Consider the following 2,075-nt stretch of genomic DNA (forward strand, 5'->3'; position numbering starts at 1 on the left):
GGAAGGCGGGACCGGGAAAGCGCACCCCGGACACGGCGACGGCGCAGCGCGCCGGCCGGACCACCGGGGTGGCGACGGCCCGAGGATGCCGAACGCCCGAAAGCGGACGCAAGCCGCGACGCGCCCCGCCCACCGTCCGTCCGTCTCCCGTCCGTCTCCCGCCCGACCGCGGAGGTCAGTCGGGAGGCGGGCGAGCGGGGATGTCGATCTCCGCCGAGGCAATCCGGCCGGTCACCCACGTGGCAGTGGCGCCCGGCGCTCCCCGCGCGCCGGGCGCAGAGGCCTGCGCCCCGACCCGGAGATCATCTCAACTGGCTTGTGAGCACGACGTGTTGGTGAACCTGCTGGCCGGCCACAGGCCGCCGGCAGGATGACGGGGATGGGTTCCCGTCGGTGGGCGGCGCGGGCGGTGAGGCAGGCGGCCAGGGCAGGGCAGGGACGCAAACATGGCGCAGACGTGAACGAAGACTTCACCTCACCCCGCGACATCGCGGCACGCCTCGAGGAGCGGCGCGAGGGTGCGGGCCGGCGCGTCGGGGCGGACGGCGAGGAAGGTCGGCATCGTCGGGGCGCCCGGGCCGTCGAGCGGGCGGAAGACGGTGCGGATCGTCGGGAGCACCTCGGCCTGCGTCGCGTAGAACACCGTCCAGTGCGTGCCGCCCGCGCCGATCGCGGCCAGGGTGTCCTGGTCGGTGGTGAACGCCGGGCCGAGCACCGGCTCCGACCCGGCGGCGCGGCACGCGTCGAGGATCAGGTCGACGAGGTGCGGGTTGGCCTCGCGCGGGGCGATCCGCAGCGGCATCCCGGCCAGGTCGGCGAGGCCGACCGTTTCGCGCGCGGCGAGCGGGTGCCCGGCGGACAGTGCCACGACGAATCGTTCCTGCCATACCGGCAGCAGCTCCAGCCCCGGGCTGCGTGCGGTCCCGCGGACGAACGCGGCGTCGAGCTCGCCGTCGCGCACGCGCTGGAGCCGGTCCGCCGGTGCGGCGCTGACGAGTTCGACGGCGAGGCCCGGCGCCCGCCGGTCCAGCGCCGCCAGCAGGCGTTCGAGCCGGGCGCCGAGGCCGACGTTGGTGCCGATGCGCAGCGCGGCGACCCCGCCCGCGGCCTCCTCGCGGAACGCCGCGATCGCGTCCAGGGCGGCCTGTTCGGCGGCGACGACGGCGCGGGCCCGGTCGACGAAGACGCTTCCGGCCGGTGTGAGGGTCACGCTCCGGGTCGTGCGGTCGAACAGGTCGACGCCCAACTCCCGTTCCAGGCGCCGAATTTGCTGGCTCACGGCGGACTGCACGATGTGCATGCGCTCGGCGGCGCGGCCGAAGTGCAGTTCCTCGGCGACCGCGAGGAAGTACCGGACCTGACGCAGTTCCACCCGAGAGCCTCCCCCACCCGTTGCGGATTGATCACGATCGCCGAGATTGATCACGATCGCTGATGAGTGTAGGCGCGGAACGCTCCTTGGTCGCGGCCGGCCCGGCCGGTGTGATGGTCCTGCGCCACCGCACCGGCGGTGGACCGGACTTGAGGAGCACGTCATGTCGTTCGCGCGGATCAACGGGATCGAGCTGCACTACGAGGACCACGGCACCGGCCGCCCGCTGGTGTTCCTGCACGGCTGGGGCACCAGCGGGCGCGTCTGGGGCGCCCAGGTCGCCGGCCTGGCCGCGGACCACCGCACCGTCACCGTCGACTGGCGGGGCTGCGGCCGCTCGGACCACCCGGCCGAGGGCAACCACGTCGCCGGCAACGTCGCCGACGTGCTCGCCCTCGTCGACCACCTCGGTCTCGACCTGCCCGTGCTCGTGGGCAGTTCGATCGGCGCGACCTTCGCCCTGGAGGCCGCCCTGGCCGCGCCCGGGCGCATCGGCGGCGTCGTCTCGGTGGACGGCCCCGGCCACTGGCCCAGCCAGGGCATGGCCCCGCAGCTCAACGCCCTGATGGCCGGCCTCGCCGAGAGCCGCGCCGACACCGTCGCCGACTGGGTCTCCCACTGGTACGGGCCCGCGAGCGGCCAGGCCCTCGACGACTGGACGGCGCGCCAGCTCCTCGACTCGGGCGTCTTCATCGACGCCCTC

General features: G+C 74.7%; 2 protein-coding genes. One reads left to right on the forward strand and one right to left on the reverse strand.

The window, feature by feature from the left end; all coding sequences use genetic code 11:
• Nucleotides 1-475: 475 nt before the first annotated feature.
• Nucleotides 476-1,372: a LysR substrate-binding domain-containing protein gene (locus AB0O00_RS36985; protein WP_363659083.1), complete on the reverse strand. Its 897-nt coding sequence runs from the start codon at nucleotides 1,370-1,372 to the stop codon at nucleotides 476-478.
• Between the two features lie 163 nt (nucleotides 1,373-1,535).
• On the opposite strand from AB0O00_RS36985, the gene AB0O00_RS36990 reads away from it, so the two are divergent.
• A partial coding sequence (locus AB0O00_RS36990) for an alpha/beta hydrolase (RefSeq protein WP_363659084.1) occupies nucleotides 1,536-2,075 on the forward strand: 540 nt, incomplete at its 3' end.

This window comes from Kitasatospora sp. NPDC093558 (assembly GCF_040683475.1).
Classification (GTDB): Bacteria; Actinomycetota; Actinomycetes; order Streptomycetales; family Streptomycetaceae; genus Kitasatospora.